This window comes from Isoptericola sp. Y541, assembly GCF_059445465.1.
Genome location: NZ_JCAIUJ010000001.1, coordinates 40,045 through 59,081 on the forward strand (window position 1 = coordinate 40,045; position 19,037 = coordinate 59,081).

General features: G+C 72.8%; 15 protein-coding genes, 1 other RNA gene and 1 pseudogene. 1 reads left to right on the forward strand and 16 read right to left on the reverse strand.

Annotation, left to right across the window (positions count from 1 at the left end):
• Positions 1–4: 4 nt before the first annotated feature.
• The 9 genes from AC1C2V_RS00255 to AC1C2V_RS00295 all read right to left on the reverse strand — a co-directional run bounded on the left by AC1C2V_RS00255 (position 5) and on the right by AC1C2V_RS00295 (position 10,146).
• A complete protein-coding gene (locus AC1C2V_RS00255; protein ID WP_495388415.1) occupies positions 5–1,786 on the reverse strand; it encodes a DEAD/DEAH box helicase in 1,782 nt (593 codons plus the stop codon).
• Positions 1,787–1,899: 113 nt separating this feature from the next.
• Entirely contained in the window at positions 1,900–2,214 is a 315-nt protein-coding gene (locus tag AC1C2V_RS00260; RefSeq protein WP_495387571.1) for a DUF3039 domain-containing protein, read from the reverse strand.
• 74 nt (positions 2,215–2,288) lie between these two features.
• Positions 2,289–3,071: a glucosamine-6-phosphate deaminase gene (nagB, locus tag AC1C2V_RS00265; protein WP_495387572.1), complete on the reverse strand. Its 783-nt coding sequence runs from the start codon at positions 3,069–3,071 to the stop codon at positions 2,289–2,291.
• A 49-nt stretch (positions 3,072–3,120) separates the two neighbouring features.
• Positions 3,121–4,458 (reverse strand): extracellular solute-binding protein, encoded by a 1,338-nt coding sequence (locus tag AC1C2V_RS00270; protein ID WP_495387573.1) that lies wholly within the window; start codon positions 4,456–4,458, stop codon positions 3,121–3,123.
• Between the two features lie 20 nt (positions 4,459–4,478).
• Positions 4,479–5,519: an ROK family protein gene (locus AC1C2V_RS00275; RefSeq protein WP_495387574.1), complete on the reverse strand. Its 1,041-nt coding sequence runs from the start codon at positions 5,517–5,519 to the stop codon at positions 4,479–4,481.
• Between the two features lie 19 nt (positions 5,520–5,538).
• Complete coding sequence (locus AC1C2V_RS00280) at positions 5,539–6,486, reverse strand: carbohydrate ABC transporter permease (RefSeq protein ID WP_495387575.1); 948 nt, start codon at positions 6,484–6,486, stop codon at positions 5,539–5,541.
• Complete coding sequence (locus tag AC1C2V_RS00285; RefSeq protein WP_495387576.1) at positions 6,483–7,427, reverse strand: carbohydrate ABC transporter permease; 945 nt, start codon at positions 7,425–7,427, stop codon at positions 6,483–6,485. Before AC1C2V_RS00285 ends, AC1C2V_RS00280 begins: the two co-directional genes overlap by 4 nt.
• Positions 7,428–7,520: 93 nt before the next feature.
• Positions 7,521–8,867, reverse strand: coding sequence for an extracellular solute-binding protein (locus AC1C2V_RS00290; protein WP_495387577.1), 1,347 nt, complete (start codon positions 8,865–8,867; stop codon positions 7,521–7,523).
• Between the two features lie 103 nt (positions 8,868–8,970).
• A complete protein-coding gene (locus tag AC1C2V_RS00295) occupies positions 8,971–10,146 on the reverse strand; it encodes an ROK family transcriptional regulator (protein ID WP_495387578.1) in 1,176 nt (391 codons plus the stop codon).
• Positions 10,147–10,346: 200 nt separating this feature from the next.
• Here AC1C2V_RS00295 and AC1C2V_RS00300 point away from each other — a divergent pair, with 200 nt between their 5' ends.
• A complete protein-coding gene (locus AC1C2V_RS00300; RefSeq protein WP_495387579.1) occupies positions 10,347–11,369 on the forward strand; it encodes a DUF4349 domain-containing protein in 1,023 nt (340 codons plus the stop codon).
• Positions 11,370–11,373: 4 nt separating this feature from the next.
• Here AC1C2V_RS00300 and AC1C2V_RS00305 read toward each other — a convergent pair whose 3' ends face one another.
• The 7 genes and pseudogenes from AC1C2V_RS00305 to prfB form a co-directional block, all read right to left on the reverse strand.
• On the reverse strand, positions 11,374–13,101 hold the full coding sequence (locus AC1C2V_RS00305) for a beta-N-acetylhexosaminidase (protein WP_495387580.1): 1,728 nt from the start codon (positions 13,099–13,101) through the stop codon (positions 11,374–11,376).
• Positions 13,102–13,214: 113 nt separating this feature from the next.
• Positions 13,215–13,581, reverse strand: a transfer-messenger RNA (tmRNA) gene (gene ssrA / locus AC1C2V_RS00310).
• A gap of 126 nt (positions 13,582–13,707) precedes the next feature.
• The gene (gene smpB, locus AC1C2V_RS00315) at positions 13,708–14,208 is read right to left on the reverse strand and encodes an SsrA-binding protein SmpB (RefSeq protein ID WP_495387581.1); all 501 of its coding nucleotides are present in this window, start codon (positions 14,206–14,208) and stop codon (positions 13,708–13,710) included.
• A 115-nt stretch (positions 14,209–14,323) separates the two neighbouring features.
• Entirely contained in the window at positions 14,324–15,817 is a 1,494-nt protein-coding gene (locus tag AC1C2V_RS00320) for a peptidoglycan DD-metalloendopeptidase family protein (RefSeq protein ID WP_495387582.1), read from the reverse strand.
• An 8-nt stretch (positions 15,818–15,825) separates the two neighbouring features.
• Positions 15,826–16,737: a permease-like cell division protein FtsX gene (gene ftsX / locus AC1C2V_RS00325; protein ID WP_495387583.1), complete on the reverse strand. Its 912-nt coding sequence runs from the start codon at positions 16,735–16,737 to the stop codon at positions 15,826–15,828.
• A gap of 339 nt (positions 16,738–17,076) precedes the next feature.
• Positions 17,077–17,754, reverse strand: a pseudogene (gene ftsE, locus AC1C2V_RS00330) (cell division ATP-binding protein FtsE); the annotation flags it as partial.
• Positions 17,755–17,916: 162 nt separating this feature from the next.
• Positions 17,917–19,032 (reverse strand): peptide chain release factor 2, encoded by a 1,116-nt coding sequence (prfB, locus tag AC1C2V_RS00335; RefSeq protein WP_495387584.1) that lies wholly within the window; start codon positions 19,030–19,032, stop codon positions 17,917–17,919.
• Positions 19,033–19,037 lie beyond the last annotated feature (5 nt).

Sequence of the window (19,037 nt, forward strand, 5' to 3'; positions counted from 1 at the left end):
GGCCCTACCGCTTCCCGACGAACCAGCCCCGCACCATCTCGATCCGCGCGGTGAGCTGGTCGGCCGTGGCGAGCGGCACCTCGGGGCCGCCGCAGCGCCGTCGCAGCTCGGTGTGCACCGACCCGTGCGGGGTGCTGCTCTTGCGCGCCCAGGCGGACACCAGCTTGGAGAGCTCCTTGCGCAGGTCGGCGGCCCGCCGGTGCTCCGCCTCGGACTGCTCGAGCGCGGCCTCGGAGGACGCGGCGCCGGACCGTCCGCGGACCTGCTGGGCCTGCCGCTGCCGCAGCAGCGTGGTCACCTGGTCGGCCTCGAGCAGCCCCGGCAGCCCGAGGAAATCGAGCTCCTCGGCCGAGCCGACGTCGGCGCCGGTGCCGAACTCGCCGCCGTCGAACAGCACCCGGTCGAACGACGCCTGCGCCTCGAGCGCCTCGAAGCTGCCCGTGAGCTCGCCGGACGCCTTCTCCTCCCGGTTGGCGGCCGCCAGCAGCGCCGCCTCCGGGTCGTACTCGATGCCCTGCTCCTCCGCCGTCTGGGGCCGGTCGAGCGCGTGGTCCCGCTCGATCTCCATCCCGTTCGCCAGCTCCAGCAGCAGCGGCACGCTGGGCAGGAAGACGGACGCGGTCTCGCCGCGCTTACGGGCGCGGACGAACCTGCCGACGGCCTGCGCGAAGAACAGCGGGGTGGAGGTGCTGGTGGCGTAGACGCCCACCGCGAGGCGCGGCACGTCCACGCCCTCGGACACCATGCGTACCGCCACCATCCAGCGCGAGTCGCCCTGGGCGAACTCGTCGATGCGCGCGCTGGCGCCGTCGTCGTCGGACAGGACCACGATCGGGCTCTCGCCCGTCAGCCGGGCGAGGTGGCCCGCGTAGGCGCGGGCATCGGTCTGGTCGGTCGCGATGACCATACCGCCCGCGTCCGGCACGACGCGACGCATCTCGGTGAGTCGCCTGTCCGCCCCCGCGAGGACCGACGGGATCCACTCGCCGTTCGGGTCCAGCGCGGTGCGCCAGGCCTGGGCGTGCATGTCCTTGGTCATGGCCTCGCCGAGGCGGGCGCTGATCTCGTCGCCCGCCCGCGTGCGCCAGCGCATCTCGCCGGAGTAGGTCATGAACAGCACGGGCCGCACCACGTGGTCGCGCAGCGCCTCGCCGTAGCCGTAGGTGTAGTCGGCCTTGGACCGGCGGATCCCCTCCCGGTCCTGCTCGTACGTGACGAACGGGATCGGGGAGGTGTCCGACCGGAACGGCGTGCCGGTCAGCGCGAGCCGCCGGGTGGCGCCCTCGAACGCCTCGCGCACGGCGTCGCCCCAGCTCAGGGCGTCGCCTCCGTGGTGCACCTCGTCGAGGATGACGAGCGTGCGGGCGGCCTCGGTGCGCGCGCGGTGCAGCGCGGGCTTGGCGGCGACCTGGGCGTACGTCAGGGCGACGCCGTCGTAGTGCGAGCCGTGCCGGCCCTGGCTGTTCTTGAACGACGGGTCGATGCGGATGCCGACGCGCGCGGCCGCGTCGGCCCACTGGTGCTTGAGGTGCTCCGTGGGCGCGACGACGGCCACCCGCCGCACGACGCCGGCCTCCAGCAGCTCGGTGGCGACGCGCAGCGCAAACGTCGTCTTGCCCGCCCCGGGCGTCGCGACCGCGAGGAAGTCCCGCGGGTCGCGCTGCCGGTACAGCTCGAGCGCCTCCGCCTGCCAGGCGCGCAGGTTGGACGCCGTCCCCCACGGGGCACGGCGCGGGAATGCGGGGCTGAGGTGGGACGCCGCGGCCGACGACGGCGACTGCGGCAGCGGCAGGGCCTTGGCGGCCGGGTCCTCGGCCGCCGCGAAGAGATCGAAGCCGTCGGCCTCGATCGCGGGGGCGGGTACTGACTCGGACTCGGGCTCGGGCAGTGGCTGGGCGCTCACTTGCCGGAGTCGTCCCCAGGTTCGCCGTCCTGCGGTTCCCGCAGCCCGTCGTAGATCTCCTTGCAGATCGGGCACACCGGGAACTTCGCCGGGTCGCGACCCGGCACCCACACCTTGCCGCAGAGCGCGATCACGGGCTTGCCCGACAGGGCGGACTCCATGATCTTCTCCTTGCGCACGTAGTGCGCGAAGCGCTCGTGGTCGCCCGGCTCCGCCGTCTGCTCGCGGGTGTCCGGGCGCTCCAGCACGCTGGTGCCGGCACCCGTGTCGCGCGAGGGTTCGGCAGGCGGGGTGGAGAGGGGATCGCTCATGCCGGGCAGTCTACGACGCACCCTGTGACGCTCCCCGACCGTCACGGCCCCCCTGCCGGGGATCCGGGCACGGATCACAGCCCCTGCCAGTTCGGCTTCGACCCGAAGGTCTGCCGGTAGTAGTCGCCGAGCTGCAGGCGCGAGGCCGCGGCGTCGTCGACCAGCACGGTGGCGTGCGGGTGCAGCTGCATCACCGTGCCGGGCCACATGGCGGAGACCGGGCCCTCGACGAGCTGGTGCACGGCCTCGGCCTTGTGCCGCCCGGTGGCCAGCAGCACGAGGTGGCGCGCCTCCATGATGGTGCCGAGACCCTGCGTGAGGCAGTGCGCGGGCACCCGCTCCACGTCGTCGTCGAAGAACCGCGCGTTGTCCACGCGGGTCTGGCGCGTCAGGGTCTTGATGCGGGTGCGCGACGCCAGGGAGGAGCCCGGCTCGTTGAACGCGATGTGCCCGTCGGTGCCGATCCCGAGGAGCTGGAGGTCCACGCCGCCCGCGTCCGTGATCGCCTGCTCGTACGCCGCGCACGCCGCAGGAATGTCCTCGGCCAGGCCGTCCGGGCCGTGCACCTGGTCCGCCGGCCACGCGACGCGCGACGCGATCTCCGTCTCGATGACGTTGCGATAGCGCTGCGGGTGCTCGGTGGGCAGGCCCACGTACTCGTCGAGCATGAAGCCGCGAGCTCGGGCGAACGACAGCCCCGTCTCCTCGTGGCGGCGGGCCAGCTCGTCGTACACCTTCAGCGGGCTCGACCCGGTGGCCAGACCGAGCGCGGTCGCGGGATCGCGGCGCAGCAGCGTCTCGATCGCGTCGGCCGCCAGCACGGCGAGCTCCTCGGCGGGGGCGATCACAACTTCCATACGGGGCTCCAGTCTCTCGGTTCCAGGATGCAGCACATCATCCCGGAGTTCATTCCTCGGGCTCGGCGGGCGGGGCGTTGAGCATCGGCGTGAGCCGCGCGTCGAACTCGGCGGCGAGCGTCGCGACGTCCCCGCCGCCGGCGATCCGCCCGAACAGGTCCTCGTAGACGCCGGCGTCCTCGATCGACGCCCAGCCCGGGGCCGCCGGGGTGAGCTTCGACGCCGCGGCCGTGGCCACCAGCGTCCGGCCGAACTTGTCGCCCTCCATCGCCTCCTGGGCGTCGGCGTTCGCCGGGCCGAGCCCGCTCTCGGCGAGCTTCGTCTGGAACTCCTCGGAGAAGACCACGCGCAGCACGTCCTCGGCCAGGTCCGGGCTCGGGGAGGCCGCGGAGACCGCGATGTTGGACCCGCCTGCGAAGACCGGGGCCAGGCCGCCGTCCACGCCCGGCAGCGCGAAGATGTCGAACGTCGAGGAGTCCTTCATGCCGTCGCGCACCTCCTCGCCCCCGTCGGTGCGCTCGAGGCCGCCGATCGACCAGCGCGCCCACGCGGGCGCCATGATCGTGGCCGCGGCGGGCGGCGCGTCCTCCACGCCGTCGTTGAGGAAGTCCCAGTACGAGACGTCCTTCTCCGTCGACGGCAGGTAGGACGCGGTCTCGTACACGTCCTGCCACAGCTCCAGGCCCTTGACGGTGCGGGGCTCCGCCAAGGTGGAGACCCAGCCGTCGCCCTCCTTCACGGCGAGCTCTCCGCCGTTGGCGAAGACCCAGGAGATGCCGTTGCGCCAGTCCTGGCCGCCCATCGCGAGGCCCGCGTGGTCGTCGTCGGTGAGCGCCTTCACCGTCTCGCCGAACTCGGCGAGCGTCTTCGGCTTCTCGAACCCGGCCTCGCGCCAGAGGTCCTTGCGGTAGAAGACGTACCGGGACCCGAAGTAGTACGGGAGCGCGTAGTGACGACCGTCCACCGAGCCCGCCTCCACGAACGACGGCAGCAGCTTGTCGCCGCCCAGCTCCTCGTACAGCTCGGGCGAGATCTCGCGGAAGGACCCGGAGGTGGTGAACGTGGGCGACTGGGTGTTGCCGACCTCCACCACGTCCGGCGTGGTGGCGGGGTCGTGCAGGGACCGGGTGAGGTTCTGGACGAGGTCGCCCCACTCCTGCTGCTCGATGGTGAGGGTCGCGCCGGGGTGCTCGTCCTCGAAGGTCTGCACGAGGTACTCGCGCAGCTCGGGCGTCGTGTCCGTGCCGACGAGCCACATCGTCAGGTCGAGGTCCGGCGCGGACTCCTTCGGGTCCGCGCCCAGCACCCCGCACCCGGCCAGCGCCAGCGTCACGACGCCGGCCAGGACCATTGCGGCCCTCCCGCGGCGGGTCACGGGTCGGGTCACGGGTCGGATCACGCGGCGGGTCATGAGGCTACCCCGCCCGCGGGCACAGGCCGCGCGACCGACCGGCCCACGACAGCGGCGCCGACGGCCCCGACGGGGACGCGGCCGGGGGCCAGGCGGACGCGCTCCGGCAGGTGCAGCGACGTCAGGAAGCCCGAGGACGTCGACTCCCGCGCAAGCGCGCCGCGCACCGCGTCGAGCAGCGGCTCGCCGAGGTGTGCCACCCCGCCGCCGAGCACCACGTGCTGCACGTCCACCGTGAGCACGAGCATGCGCACCGCCGCCGCCACCGCGGAGGCGTACGTCTCCCGGGCCTCGACGGCGCCGGGCACGCCCCGGGCAGCGGCCTCGAAGAGCTCCACGGGCGCCGGGCGCCCGGTCGTGGCAGGCCACAGCCGGGCCACCGCCGTCCCGGAGGCGTACAGCTCCAGGCAGCCGCGCTGCCCGCACGGGCAGACGGGGCCGGCCGGGTCCACCGGCACGTGCCCGATCTCGCCGGCGGCGCCGCCGACGCCGCGACGCAGCCGGCCGTCCAGCACGAGGCCCGCGGCCAGCCCGGTGCCCAGCGCGAGGAACGCGAGGTCGACCCCGCGGGCGTCGTGCCCGGCCCCGCCGGACGCCGTGCCCTCGATGCCCGCGATGCCCTCGAGGTGGGCGGCGCCGAGGGCGGCCACGTTGAGGTCGTTCTCGAGGCCCACGGGGACGTCGTCGAGCTCGGCGGCCAGCAGCTCCGTCAGCGCCAGGGGTTCGCCGTCGATGCCCACGTTGACGGCGTGCCGGACGGTGCCGGCCGCCGGGTCGACGAGGCCGGGCATGCCCACGCCCACGCCGACCACGTCGGCGACGTCGGTCCCGGCCTGCCGCGCCACGCCGCGCACGGCGCGGGCCGCGCCCGCGACCACGCCGCGCGGGCCACGTTCGGTGGCGAGCCGGGCCTGCGCCACGATCTCGCCCCTCGCGTCGAGCAGCACGGCGAGCGTCTTGGTGCCGCCGATGTCCAGCCCGACCGTCGGTCCGACGGTAGGTCCGACAGTGGGGCCGGCCCCGGGCCCTGCAGTCATGTCTGTGCCGTCGTCCACGTCAGCCCTTCACCGCCCCGGCGACGAGCCCGGACGTCATCCGGCCCTGCACGAACATGAAGAAGATGATCACCGGCACCGCGATGAGGGTCGACGCGGCCATGACCTCGGCCCAGTCGATCCCACGGGACGCGGACGCCGACAGGAAGCTGCGCAGCCAGACCGGCAGGGTCTGGCTCGACTCCGCGGGGAGGAGGACGAGCGCCGTGGTGAACTCGTTCCAGGCCTGCAGGAACGCGTAGACGCCGGAGGCCACGAGGCCCGGCGCCAGCAGCGGGAACGTGATCCGCAGGAACGCCTTGGTCCGCGAGAGCCCGTCGACCATCCCTGCCTCCTCGAGCTCGGCCGGGACGCCCGCGACGAAGCCGCGCAGCATCCAGATCGTGAACGGCACGAGCATCGCGGTGTACAGGATCGAGATGCCGAGCACGGAGTTCAGCCCGAGGACCGGGGCGCTCTCCCCCACCGTCGACAGCATCTTGTACTGGGCGATGAACAGGCCCTCGGCCGGCAACATCTGGATGAACAGGATCGCGAGCACGAAGCTCGCGCGGCCGCGGAAGCGCCACCGGCTGATCGCGAGCGCGCCGAGGAAGGCGAACGCCAGGACGAGCACGAGGGCGATGCCCGTGATCGTCAGGCTCATCCGGAGAGCGCCCCCGAAGCCGGAATCGGTCAGCACGCTCGAGAAGTTCCCGAGGGTGAAGTGCGTCGGCAGGAAGCTCGGCGTCGAGGTGGTCAGCCGCGCGTTCGGCGTGACGGCCGACAGCACCATCCAGTAGACCGGGAAGATCCACACGAGCGACACCACGACGCCCAGCACGCTCAGCAGCGCCTTGCCGGCGCGCGGCTTGCGCCGGGCGACGGGACGGGGCATGCGCTGGCCGGAACCGGGGGCCGTCGTGGGCGCCCGGACCGCCGCCGGGGCGGGCTCGGTCGCGGCGCTCATGCGGCGTCCTCCTTCATGAGACTGCGCACGTAGGGGGCCGAGAGCAGCACCGTGAGCAGCAGGACGAAGATCGAGACGGCGGCGGCGCCGGCAAAGTCCTGGCTGCCCATGCCGAGCTCGTAGATGAAGTTGCCGAGCAGGTTCGTCTCGGCGATCGGCGCGCCGCCGTCCTGCAGCAGCCGGATCTGCCCGAAGACGCGCAGGTCCCAGATGATCTGCAGCAGCAGCACGATGGCGAGCACGGGACGCACGAGCGGCAGCAGGATCCGCATGAGGATCTGCGTGCCGTTGGCGCCGTCGAGGCGGGCCGCTTCCAGGACCTCCTCGGAGACCTGCGTCAGGCCGGCGTACAGGGACATGGCGACGAACGGCACCGACATCCACACGATGACGAGCGTCGCGACGAAGTAGAAGGTGAGCGGCTGCGCCAGCCACGCGTATCCCTGGTACTGCTCGAACCCGATCTGGACGAGAAGCCAGTTCACCACGCCCGTGCGGTAGTCGAAGAGCCACCGGAAGACGGTCACCGCCGCCACGAGCGGCGTCGCCCAGGCGAGGAGCAGCACCACCTGCATGACGATCCGCACCGCGCCGTGCACGGCCCGCATGAGCATCGCGAACCCGAGCCCGATCGCCACCGTGACGAAGGCGTTCACCAGGCAGAAGACGATCGAGCGGCCGACGACGGCCCACAGGCGGTCGTCGGCGAAGATGCGCGCGTAGTTGTCGAGCCCCACGAACGTGGGCGGGGCGCCGAACTGCTGCAGCATGCCGAACTCTTGCAGCGAGGTCACGACCTGCCAGTACACGGGATACCCGAGACCGATGAGCAGGACCGCGACAGCGGGGATCAGCAGGAGGTAGGGGGTGGCCGGCGTGCGCCGGCGGCGGATCGCGACGCGCGGCGTCTCCCGTGAGGCAAGGGTCGACGTGCTGGTCATGCGGTCCTCCTTCCCGGGTCGTGGGTGACGGGCGGGGTGGCATCCTGTCGCTGGTTGCCACCCCGCCCGTCGGGGGTCTGACGAGGGTGGGTGTCAGCCCGCCTGGCCGTTGAGCATCGGCGTGACCTTCTCGTCGTACTGCTTGGCGAGCGCCGCCACGTCACCGCCCTCGGCGATCTTCTGGAAGAGCTCCTCGTAGACGGAGGCGCCCTCGACGGCGGCCCAGCCCGGCGCGGCCGGGGTGAGCTTCGACGCCGCCGCGGTCTCGACCGTGACCTCGCCGAACTTGTTCGGGTTGCCGTCGGCGTCGACCGTCATGAGCTCGTCGAAGTCCGAGTTCGCCGGGCCGAGGCCGTTCTTCGCCAGCATGGTCTGGTACTCGTCCGAGTAGACGATCCGCAGCAGGTTCTCCGCGAGCTCCGGGTGCTCCGACTTCGCGGAGACCGCGAGGTTCGAGCCGCCGGCGAAGACGGGGGCCACGCCGCCGTCGACGCCCGGCAGGGCGAAGATGTCGAACGTGGAGTCGTCCGCCATCCCGTCGCGGACCTCCTCGCCGTCGTCGTTCTTCGTCAGGTCACCGAGGGACCAGCGGGCCCAGCCCGGCGCCATGATCGTGGCGCCGTCGGGCGCCTCGCCGTCGGAGCCGTCGTTCAGGAAGTCCCAGTACGCCTCGTCCTTGGCCGTCGGCGGGAGGTTCGAGGCGCCCTCGAAGGCGTCCTGCCACTGCTCCAGGCCCTTGACGGTGTTCGGGTCGGAGAGCGTGGAGGTCCACTGGTCGCCGTCCTTGACCGCGAGCTCGCCGTCGTTCGCGAAGACCCAGGAGATGCCGTTGCGCCAGTCCTGGCCGCCGATGGCGAAGCCCGAGCGGTCCTTGGTGTGCAGCTCCTTGACCGAGTCGCCGAACTCCTGGAGCGTGGTCGGCACCTCGAGGCCGGCCTTGGACCAGATGTCCTTGCGGAAGAACATGAAGCGCGAGCCGTAGTAGTACGGCAGCGCGTACTTGACGTCGTCGACCGCGCCGGCCTCGACGAAGGACGGCAGCAGCTTGTCGCCGCCGAGCTCGTCGTACAGCTCGGGCGAGACCTCCCGGAACGCGCCCGCGTACGTGAACGTGGGGGCCTGCGTGTTGCCGATCTCCACGACGTCGGGCGTGTTCGCGGTGTCGGGCAGGGCGGTCGTCAGCTTGGTGACGAGGTCCTCCCAGTCCTGCTGCTCGATCGACAGCGTCGAGCCGGGGTTCTCCGACTCGAACGTGTCGACCAGGTAGTCGCGCAGCTCGTCGGGCGTGTCGGGCCCGTTGAGCCACAGTGTGATGTCGCCGGACTCGGGGGTGCCGCCGGTCTCGCCGTCCCCCTCGTCGGCGGGTGCGCACGCAGCGAGCGCGAGCGCGAGGGTCAGGCTCGTCGCCACGCCTGTGGCGACGACACGGGTCCTCTTCACTGGGGATTCCTCTCGATCTGTACTGGCTCGTTCTGAGCAGCGCGGCGCCAGCGGCGGCGCTGCCGGGTGCGGGTCGTCCGTCGGTTCGGCTGGGACGTCGGGGTCACGAGACCCCGAGCTGGGCGGCCAGCACCAGGACGGCCGCCCCGGCGAGGACGACGTCCTCGTCGAGGGTCGCCATCCGCAGCCGCAGGCCGGCGGCGGTGGCCGGCATCGTGCGGTCGGTCAGGGTCTGTAGGGCGGCGGTCCGCAGGGCTCCGTCGAGCAGCTCGGGCGGGCCGCTGAGCAGCACCTCGGCCAGATTGAGTGCGCCGACGACGGGTGCCAGCGCCGACCCGAGGATGCGCCCGACGGCGGCCAGCTCCTCGTCGGCGGCGGCCGGGTCGAGGCCGGCGACGGCGCGTCGCAGCGCGGGCGCGGCGAGCACGGTCTCCAGGCAGCCGTAGCGGCCGCACGCGCACAGCTCGGCGCGCCGCCCTGATCCTGTCGAAGCGCCGTCGACGACGGTGACGTGCCCGAGCTCGCCCGCGGCGTCGGCCGCGCCCTGCACCCGTGCGCCGTCGACCATGACGCCCGCGCCCACGCCCTGGCCCACGGTGAGCACGAGCATCGAGCCCGCCGCTCCCCCGTAGGTGTACTCGCCGAGGGCAGCGGAGTTGGCGTCGTTCGCGACGTGCACCGGGAGCGCGAGCCGCTCGGTGAGGATGGTGGCCAGGGGCAGGTCGGTCCACTGGCGGTTGGGGGCCTCGATGACGCGGCCCGAGCCGTCCACCACGCCCGGCGAGCCGACGCCGACGCCGATGACCGGGCGGGTCGCCGCCGAGATCAGGGTGCGGGCGAAGCGCGTGAGGAGGTCGACGAGCTCGTCGCCGACCTGGCCGGCCACGGGCAGGGAGCGACGCACCACCGCCTCGCCGGTGAGGGTCATGACGGCGCCGCGCATCACCGCGTCGTCCGACAGGTCCAGGGCGACGATCTGGTAGGCGTCGGTCCGCATCCCGACGAGGATCGCGGGCTTGCCGACCCGGCGGCCGGGCTGCACGCCCAGCTCCTCGACGAGCCCCTCGGCGAGGAGCACGCTGATGAGGTCGGAGATCGTCACCCGGGTCAGGGCGGTGGCGCGGGCCAGGTCGGCCCGGGACGTCGACCCCTCATGGAACAGGTGCTGCAGCACCAACGAGCGGTTGTGCGCCCGGGCATGCTCGGGGAGCACCTTGGAGGTGGCTCGCAGGCCGGCACCCAGACCTCGTCGCACTGTGCGCGTCGTCGGTGTGGACATGTTTGTTAGTACAGCGTCTTAACTAGACGCCTGTCAATCCACCGGCCCCCGGCGCACGGTCGTGTTACCGGATCGTGACGGTGCGCCCCGACATCACCGGGCCCCGCGGCCGGGGCCCAAGGTCACGGTCGCGGCACGGTCCGGTCACGATCCCGCGGCCGCGACCGGGGCGGACGTCGCGCCGCCCTACGCTCGGGTCCATGCCTGCCACACCGCGCTCCACCCGGGCGCGTCGCGCGCCTCTCGTCGCCTCCCTCGCGACGGCGTTGCTCCTGGTGCTCGCGGCCTGCTCGGGCTCGGGCGGCGGCGATTCGGCCGGGTCGGACGGCTCCCGCTCCGCCGCCGACACCGCCGGGGTCGCCGAGGGCGGCGCCGCCGAGGAGGCCGGCGGCGAGGCGGTCGCCGACGCCGCGGAGGCACCGGGCACCGCGGCCGAGCGCGAGATCGTCACCACCGGCCACGCGACGGTCGTGGCGGACGACCCCGCGGCCGCCGCCCGGGAGCTCGCCCGACAGGTGGAGGAGGCCGGCGGCCGCGTGGAGCGGCGCTCCGAGACCGCCGCCACGGACGACTCCCCGGGGTCGGCGTCGATGACCGTCCGCCTCCCGGCCGACCGCATGACCGGGGCCGTCGAGGCCCTGGACCGCCTGGGCACCGTCGAGGACGTCGACGTGCAGAGCGTGGACGTCACCGGCGAGGGCCGGGACCTCGACGCGCGGATCGCCGCCCTGACCACGTCCACGGACCGCCTGCGCGACCTCATGGCCAGCGCCGGCAGCACCGAGGACCTGCTCCAGGTGGAGCAGGAGCTTTCCGGCCGGCAGGCGGAGCTGGACTCGCTCACCGGGCAGCGCCAGCTCCTGTCCGACCAGGTGGCGATGTCCACGCTCGAGGTCGAGATCGTGCCCGAGCCCGCGGCCGCCGCCCAGTCGCGGGGCGGGTTCCTGGGCGGGCTGTCGTCCGGCTGGGCCGCGCTGGTCTCCACGGTGCAGACCGTCGTCCTCGTGCTCGGCGTGCTGCTCCCCTGGCTCGCCGTCGCCGCGCTCGGCTACCTCGGGTACCGGTGGCTGCGCCGTCGGCGGCCGTCGGCCGCCACCGGCGGCGGGGCCGGTGATGCGGGCGGATCCGAGGGCCCCGACGGGCCCCGCGACGGCGGCGACCCCGCCGTCCTTGCCGACCCGGACACCGAGCGCGACCCGGAGCCCGTGCCCGCCGGGCGCTGAGCTCTCACCCGTCCCCGGGCCCGGCGCCGTCGCGCCCCGCCACCCAGCCGCCCATGCCGGCCCACCCGGCCGCGGCGCGCTCGGCCGCGAGGTTGCGGGGGTAGCCCTGCACTCCCGGCCGCTGCTGCCACGGGTGCGGCCCACCCGGCGGGCGGTACTCGACGCCCGCCGCGTCGAGACGGGGCAGGTGCGCGCGGCGCAGCCGCTCGGCGAACCCGGTGGCGTCCGGGTTCCAGACCGCCTCCGCGAACGCGGCCAGGCGGGGGTAGGCCGCATAGTCGATGCGGCGCGCGGAGTCGAGGTGCTCGGCCCACACCTGCGCCTGCGCCCCGAGGAGCGTGCCCGGCAGGTCGCCGGCCAGCTCGGGGCGCGCGGCGAGCAGCCCGGCGGGCAGCGGCTCGAACGCCCGGACGTCGTCGACGGTGCGCACGAACCCGACGGGCACGGGCTCGTCGGGGCCGTCGGCGGCCCTGTGGTCGAGGTACATCTCCTGCTCCGGGGCCATCACCACGTCGTGGCCGGCGGCGAGCGCGTCGGCGGCCACCGCGTGCCCGCGCCAGCAGGTGACGACGACGTCGCGCGGCAGGTCGGGGCCGAACGCCTCGTCCCACACCACCGCCCGCCGGCCCTTCGAGCGCAGGTGCTCGGCGAGCCGCGCCAGGAACCAGCCGTGCAGGCGGGCGACGTCGCCCGTGCCGTCCGCGGCGCTCAGCCCCAGGTCGGCGGCGCGGGCCACGATGTCGGGCCGCTCGCGCCACGCCGTCGTGGGCACCTCGTCGCCGCCGAGGGAGACGAACGGCGCGTCGAAGACGTCGCACACCTCGTCCAGCACGTCTCGGAAGAAGTCGACGGCCGCGGGCGACGGGTCGAGCACGTCCTCGCTGATGCCCCAGGTGGTGCGCACCTCGTGCTCGCCGGGGCGCGCGGCGAGCTCCGGGTAGGCCGTCAGTACCGCCTGCACGTGGCCGGGCGAGCCGATCTCCGGCACCACGGTGACGCCCCGCTCGCGCGCGTACACGACGATCTCGCGCAGGTCGGCCTGGGTGTAGAAGCCGCCGTGCGGTCGGCCGTCGTGCCGTCCGGCCCGCCAGGTCCCGACGCCGGACTCGCGCCGCCAGGAGCCCACCTCGGTGAGCCGCGGGTAGCGCTCGACCTCCATCCGCCACCCCTGGTCGTCCGTGAGGTGGAGCTGCAGCACGTTCAGGTGATGGGCGGCCGCGAGGTCGACGAACCGCAGCACGTCCGCCTTCGGCAGGAAGTGCCGCGCGACGTCGAGCAGCACGCCGCGCCAGGCGAACCGGGGCGCGTCGTCGATGGTGGCGACCGGCAGGGCGAGCGGCGCCGCTCCTGCGCGGCGGAACGCCTGCGGGCCGGCCAGCTGCCGCAGCGTCTGCGCGGCCGCGTGCGCACCGGCGGCGTCGGCCGCGGACACGCGCACCCGTGCGCCCTCGCCCTCGCCCTCGCCCTCGCCCTCGACCTCGATCCGATAGCCGCGCGCCGGAAGGGCGGCATCCAGGTCGAAGGTGACGTCGGCGGGCTGCCCCGGGCCCACGGGCACCAGGTCGAGCCCGAAGGCGTCCTCGCTCACGCGGCGCCACCACCGGGCGGCCGGATAGAGGGTCGGGTCGGCGGCGACCCGCGCGCCTTCCGCCAGGACGACCGTCGCCCCGTCGGCGTGCAGGGTCAGGGGGGCGGGAACGGGCGCAGGGACGACATCGCTGGCGTTCGGCATGCGGCAACCCTAGGTGAATGTACGGACTCCGAAGCAATGGCCGGGCCGGCCGCGACCTCCCCGCAACGCACGACGAGGCGGGTCACCGTGATGGTGACCCGCCTCGTCGAGAGGGGTGGAGCTGCCGGGAATCGAACCCGGGTCCGGTGGCGCTTTTCGAGGACTTCTCCGGGCGCAGTCTGCTGTGCTTTTCTCGGCCCCCGCACTCACGCAGACAAGGTGCGGACGGGCCCAGTCATCAAAAAGTCCCCACCGCCCCGATGACGAGGACGGCAAGCAGTGGCTCTCTAGATGACGCCGGCTACCGGGGCGAGAGCATCCCCGGGCCGACGGACTTCAGACTCGCTCAGGCGGCGAGTGCGAAGTCGGTGCGCTTGTTATCGGCACCTATAAGTTTGCAGGCAAGCGTTCACGAGATGAGCCTGCATCCTCGGCCCGCTTCTCCTTGAAGCACGACCACCGTCGAAACCGATCAGCCCCTATGGATTTGTCAACTGTGTTGGCATCCGCCGACGCTCGCGCGCCGACGTTCTCCAGTCTAGAGGATCAACCGCCACCGCGGCGCCGTTATTTCCGCCGGCCGGACCACGGCCGGCCGAGCCTCGCTCAGCCGAGCATCTCCTGGTGGCGGATGGCGCGCCGCGCCTCGCGCATGTCCTGCTGCTCGCGCAGCGTCTGCCGCTTGTCGTACTCCTTCTTGCCGCGTGCCAGGGCGATCTCGACCTTGGCGCGGCCGTCCAGGAAGTACAGGCTCAGCGGGATCAGGGTGTGGCCCTTCTCCCGCGACTTGGCCCCCAGCCGGTCGATCTCCTCGCGGTGCAGCAGCAGCTTGCGCTTGCGGCGCGGCGCGTGGTTGTTCCACGTGCCCTGGAAGTACTCGGGGATGTGCACGTTCTCGAGCCAGGCCTCGCCGTGGTCGATCGCCGCGTAGCCGTCGATCAGCGACGCTCGGCCCATGCGGAGCGCCTTGACCTCGGTGCCCGACAGCACGATCCCGGCCTCGACGACGTCCTCGATCACGTAGTCGTGGCGGGCCTTCTTGTTGTTCGCCACGATCTTGCGCGGGTCGTCCGGCTTCTTCTTGGCGCCCTTGGCCTTGTTGGACATGGTCTCCTCCTCCCGGGATCGCGGTCTCGCGACGACCCAGGATACGGGAGAGCCGGGCGGTGGCCAGGGCTTTTCCGCGGACCGCGGACGCAACCCGCCGCCCGCGGGGGCTGGCTCAGTTGAGCCAGCCGCCCATCGGGTCGGTCGTGCTGCCGTTCACGTACACCTCGAAGTGCAGGTGGCACGCCGCGGAGGTGCCCGTCGAGCCCGAGTAGCCGATGGTCTGCCCCTTGTCGACCTTCTGGCCGACCCCCACGATGTCCCGCGTCAGGTGCAGGTAGCGCGACATCACGTTGTCGCCCTTGCGCGTGCCGTGGTTGATGAGCACGTTGTTGCCGCCGCCGGACGAGAAGTGCGCCTGCTCCACGTAGCCGCTCTGGGCGGCGTAGACCGCGGTGCCGCAGTACGTGCGGATGTCGGTGCCGGCGTGCAGCCGCCAGTAGTGCAGCGTCGGGTGGAAGCGCATCCCGTAGCTGCTGGTGACCACGTGGTAGTTCGTCGGCCAGCCGAGGAACGGCCCCGAGGACGACGAGCCGCCTCCTCCGCCTCCTCCGCCACCTCCACCTCCGCCACCGCCACCGCCGCCACCGCCACCGCCGGACCTGCCGCCGTCGTTGGAGCCACCGCCGCCGCCGCTGTTGCTCTTCCGCTCGGCGGCGGCCTTGCGGCGCGCCTCCTCGTCTGCCTTGCGGCGCTGCTCCTCGAGCCGGGCGTCGCGGGCCTTCTGCTTCTGGATGATCTCCTTGAGCTGCGACTCGAGCCCGGCCTGCGCCTTCTCGTTGGACTTCAGGTCGGCGAGGGCGGTCTCCCGCTGCGACGCGATCGAGGCCTTGAGCGTGCGCTGCTTGGCGATGAGCCCCTCGACCTCGGCCTTGCGGTCGGCGGCCTGGCGCTGCGCCTTCTCGGCCGCGACCACGTTCGCGTCCGCCTCGGCCTTGAGGTCGGCGATCGCGGCGCGGATCGCGTCCAGGCGCGCCTGCTGGTTGCGGGCCACCGCCTCGGCGTCCTGCAGGTCCGTGAGCGTGCGCGCCTGGCTCCGCGCCGCCGACGACGACACGGCGAACTCGTCGAGGAAGTCCTCGGTGGACTGGGCCCCCGTCACGAGACCGATCGTGCTGGAGTCGTCGCCGTTGCGGTAGGCCTGGCGGGCCATCTGGACGACGTCGGCCCGCGCCGACTCGACCTTCCCCTTGCCGGAGTCGATCTGCTCGGCGACCGCGGCCTCCTCCGCCTCGGCGTCGGAGAGCCGCTGGGCGAGGATCGCGGCCTTGCGGCGCGCCTCCTCGAGCGCCGCCTGCGCGGCGGCGAGCTCGGCCTGCGCCACGGGCAGCCGCGCCTCGACCTCGTTCAGGTCGAGCACGGCCTTCCGGTACTTCGCGTTGGTGTCCTCGAGCTCTTCGTGGAGGCTGTCGCGCTCGCGCTCCTTGGCGCGCTGCTTCGCCTCCGCGGCGGCTCGCTGGTCGTCGATGTCGTCCGCGGCGGCGGCGGGCGCCGAGACGCTCGCGGACAGGGTCGCCGACGTCGTCGCCCCGCCCAGCACCAGCACCGCGGCCACCAGGCCGCCCAGCACGCGTCGTGAGACGCCTCGGGTCGTGCTCAGGGTCGTCATCTGTGATCTCACACCCTCGTGTACCGGTTGAGCGTCACCACGGAGGACACCACCGCCAGCAGCACGGCGATTCCTATCAGCAGCGGCGCGATGAGCAGGACGTCGCCCACGTCCACGTACGCCACCCAGTCGACGGAGTCCTGGAGCCAGTCCGTCACCAGGTACTGCACGGCGAGCCAGAGCCCGCCCACGGCCAGGAGTGCGCCGACGAGGGCCGCGATCGCGCCCTCGAGCATGAACGGCAGCTGCACGAACAGGTTCGACGCGCCCACGAGCCGCATGATGCCGGTCTCGCGGCGCCGCGAGACGGCGGACAGCCGGATGGTCGTCGTGATGAGCAGCACCGCAGCGAGCAGCATCACGCCCGCCAGCCCCGCGGCCAGCAGCGAGGCGCGGCCGAGCGCGAGGAACAACGGTTCGAACACCTCGCGCTGGTCCTCCACGACCTCGACGCCCGAGCGGCCCTCGAGCACGTCGTCCACCACCTGGTACTGCTCCGGGTCCATCAGCTTGAGCCGGAACGACGCCTGCATGTCGTCCTCGGTGAGCTGTGTGCCCTGGTAGCCGTCCGGGTACATCTCGGCGAACGCGTCGAACGCATCGGCCTTGCTCTCGAAGTAGGTGGTGTCGACGACGTCGGCCAGCTCGGTGTCGATCACCTTCTGGAGCGCCTCGACCTGCTCGTCGGTGGCCTCGCCGTCCGCGCACGTCGGCGAGGTCGAGCCGTCGGGGCACAGGAAGACGGAGACCTCGACGAGGTCGTACCAGTCCCCCTTGAGCTTGGTCACCTGGGTCTGCAGCAGGGCCGCCGCTCCGACGAACGTCAGCGACACGAACGTCACGAGGACGACCGAGATCACCATCGACATGTTGCGCCGGAGGCCGCCCAGGACCTCGGTGAGGACGAACTGCAACCGCACGCCTCAGGCCTCCCGTCCCGCGCGCACGCGCTCGTGCTCGCGCAGCACCTGCTGCACCACCTGGTCGGCCGAGCCGGGGCCCGGTCCCGAAGGCTCGGCCGCCCCCGCGTCGGCCGGCTCCGCCTCCACGGCGGCCTCCGCCGCGTGTGCCGCGTGCGCCGGTGCCGGCGGGCCCGTCTCCTCGGTCTCGGACCTCGCCGCAGCGGCCTCGGCGGCATGCTCGGCCTCGAGGTCGGCGGGCTCCGGGGTCACCTGCACGCGCTGCACGGTCCGCTCGCCACGCCCGGGGGCGTCGAGCACCGGCGTCCGGCCCACCTGCGGCAGGATCGACTCCCGCTCGCCGTAGCCGGCGTTGGCCTCGTCGCGCACGACCGAACCCGTCGACAGCTCCACCACGCGCTTGCGCATCTCGTTGACGATCTCGTCGTCGTGCGTGGCCATCACCACCGTGGTGCCCGTGCGGTTGATCCGGTCGAGCAGGCGCATGATCCCCAGGGACGTCGTCGGGTCGAGGTTGCCGGTCGGCTCGTCGGCCAGCAGGATCTGCGGCCGGTTCACGAACGCCCGGGCGATCGCCACGCGCTGCTGCTCGCCGCCGGAGAGCTCGTGCGGAAGCCGCTTCTCCTTGCCGTCCAGGCCCACCATCTCGAGCACCTCGGGCACCGTCGACCTGATCGTGTGCCGAGGCTTGCCGATCACCTGCAGCGCGAACGCGACGTTCTCGTGGACGGTCTTGTTCGGCAGCAGGCGGAAGTCCTGGAAGACGACGCCGATGCTGCGGCGCAGCGACGGCACCTTCCAGCTCGAGAGCCGGGAGAGGTCACGACCCGCGACATACACGCTGCCGCCCGTCGGCCGCTCCTCGCGCAGCACCAACCGCAGGAAGGTGCTCTTGCCCGAGCCCGACGCTCCCACGAGGAAGACGAACTCCCCCCGCGAGACGTCCACGGAGACGTCGTCGAGCGCGGGTCGCGCCCCTCGGGCGTAGACCTTCGAGACGTGCTCGAACCGGATCACGACGTGCCTCTCCCCTGCCAGGTCGACCGTGCGGCGCCGGCACGATGGCCGGGCCGCCCGATTCCCGAGAGTCGCACCCGGCGGCGATGGTCACAGGAAGGACACGCCGGGGAGTCGTGGGTCGAGGTCGTCGCCCTGAGCAGCGATCAGGAGCAGCGACGGTCAGGCGGCGTCGGCGCCACCGGAGCGGCGCCAGCGGATCCCGGCCTCGATGAAGTCGTCGATCGCGCCGTCGAACACGGCCTGCGTGTTGCCGGACTCGTGCTCGGTGCGCAGGTCCTTGACCATCTGGTACGGCTGCAGCACGTAGGAGCGCATCTGCTCGCCCCAGCTCGCCTTGATGTCGCCGGCGAGCTCCTTCTTCTTCGCGGCCTCCTCCTGCCGGCGGATCAGCAGCAGGCGGGACTGCATCACGCGCAGCGCCGCGGCACGGTTCTGGATCTGCGACTTCTCGTTCTGCATCGACACGACGGTGCCCGTCGGGAGGTGCGTCATGCGCACGGCGGAGTCCGTGGTGTTCACGGACTGCCCGCCCGGACCCGACGAGCGGAACACGTCGATCTTGAGCTCCGCCTCGGGGATCTCGACGGAGTCCGTCTGCTCGATGAGGGGCACCACCTCGACGGCGGCGAACGACGTCTGCCGGCGGCCCTGGTTGTCGAAGGGCGAGATCCGCACGAGCCGGTGCGTGCCGGCCTCGACGGACAGGTTGCCGAAGGCGTAGGGCGCGTTGACCTCGAAGGTCGCGGACTTCAGCCCGGCCTCCTCCGCGTACGAGGTGTCCATGACCTTCGTCGGGTAGCCGTGCCGCTCGGCCCAGCGCAGGTACATGCGCATGAGCATCTCGGCGAAGTCGGCGGCGTCGACGCCGCCGGCGCCCGCGCGGATGGTCACGACCGCCTCGCGGGCGTCGTACTCGCCGTTGAGGAGGGTGCGGACCTCGAGGAGGTCGAGGTCCTTGCGGATCGCGGCGACCTCGGTCTCGGCCTCGGTGAGGGTGTCCTGGTCGTCCATCTCGACCCCCATCTCGACGAGGGTCTCGACGTCGTCGATGCGCCGCTGGAGCCGTGAGACGCGCTCGAGCTCGCCCTGCGTGGTCGACAGCGCCGACGTCACCTTCTGCGCCTTCTCGGGGTCGTCCCACAGATCGGGCACGGACGCCTGCTCCGACAGGTCCTCGATCTTCGCCCGCAGGGCGGTGGGGTCGCTCACGCTCTCGATGGACTCGAGGGTGGCGCGCAGCGCCTTGATCTCTGCGGGAAAGTCGATGGTGGCCACGATCC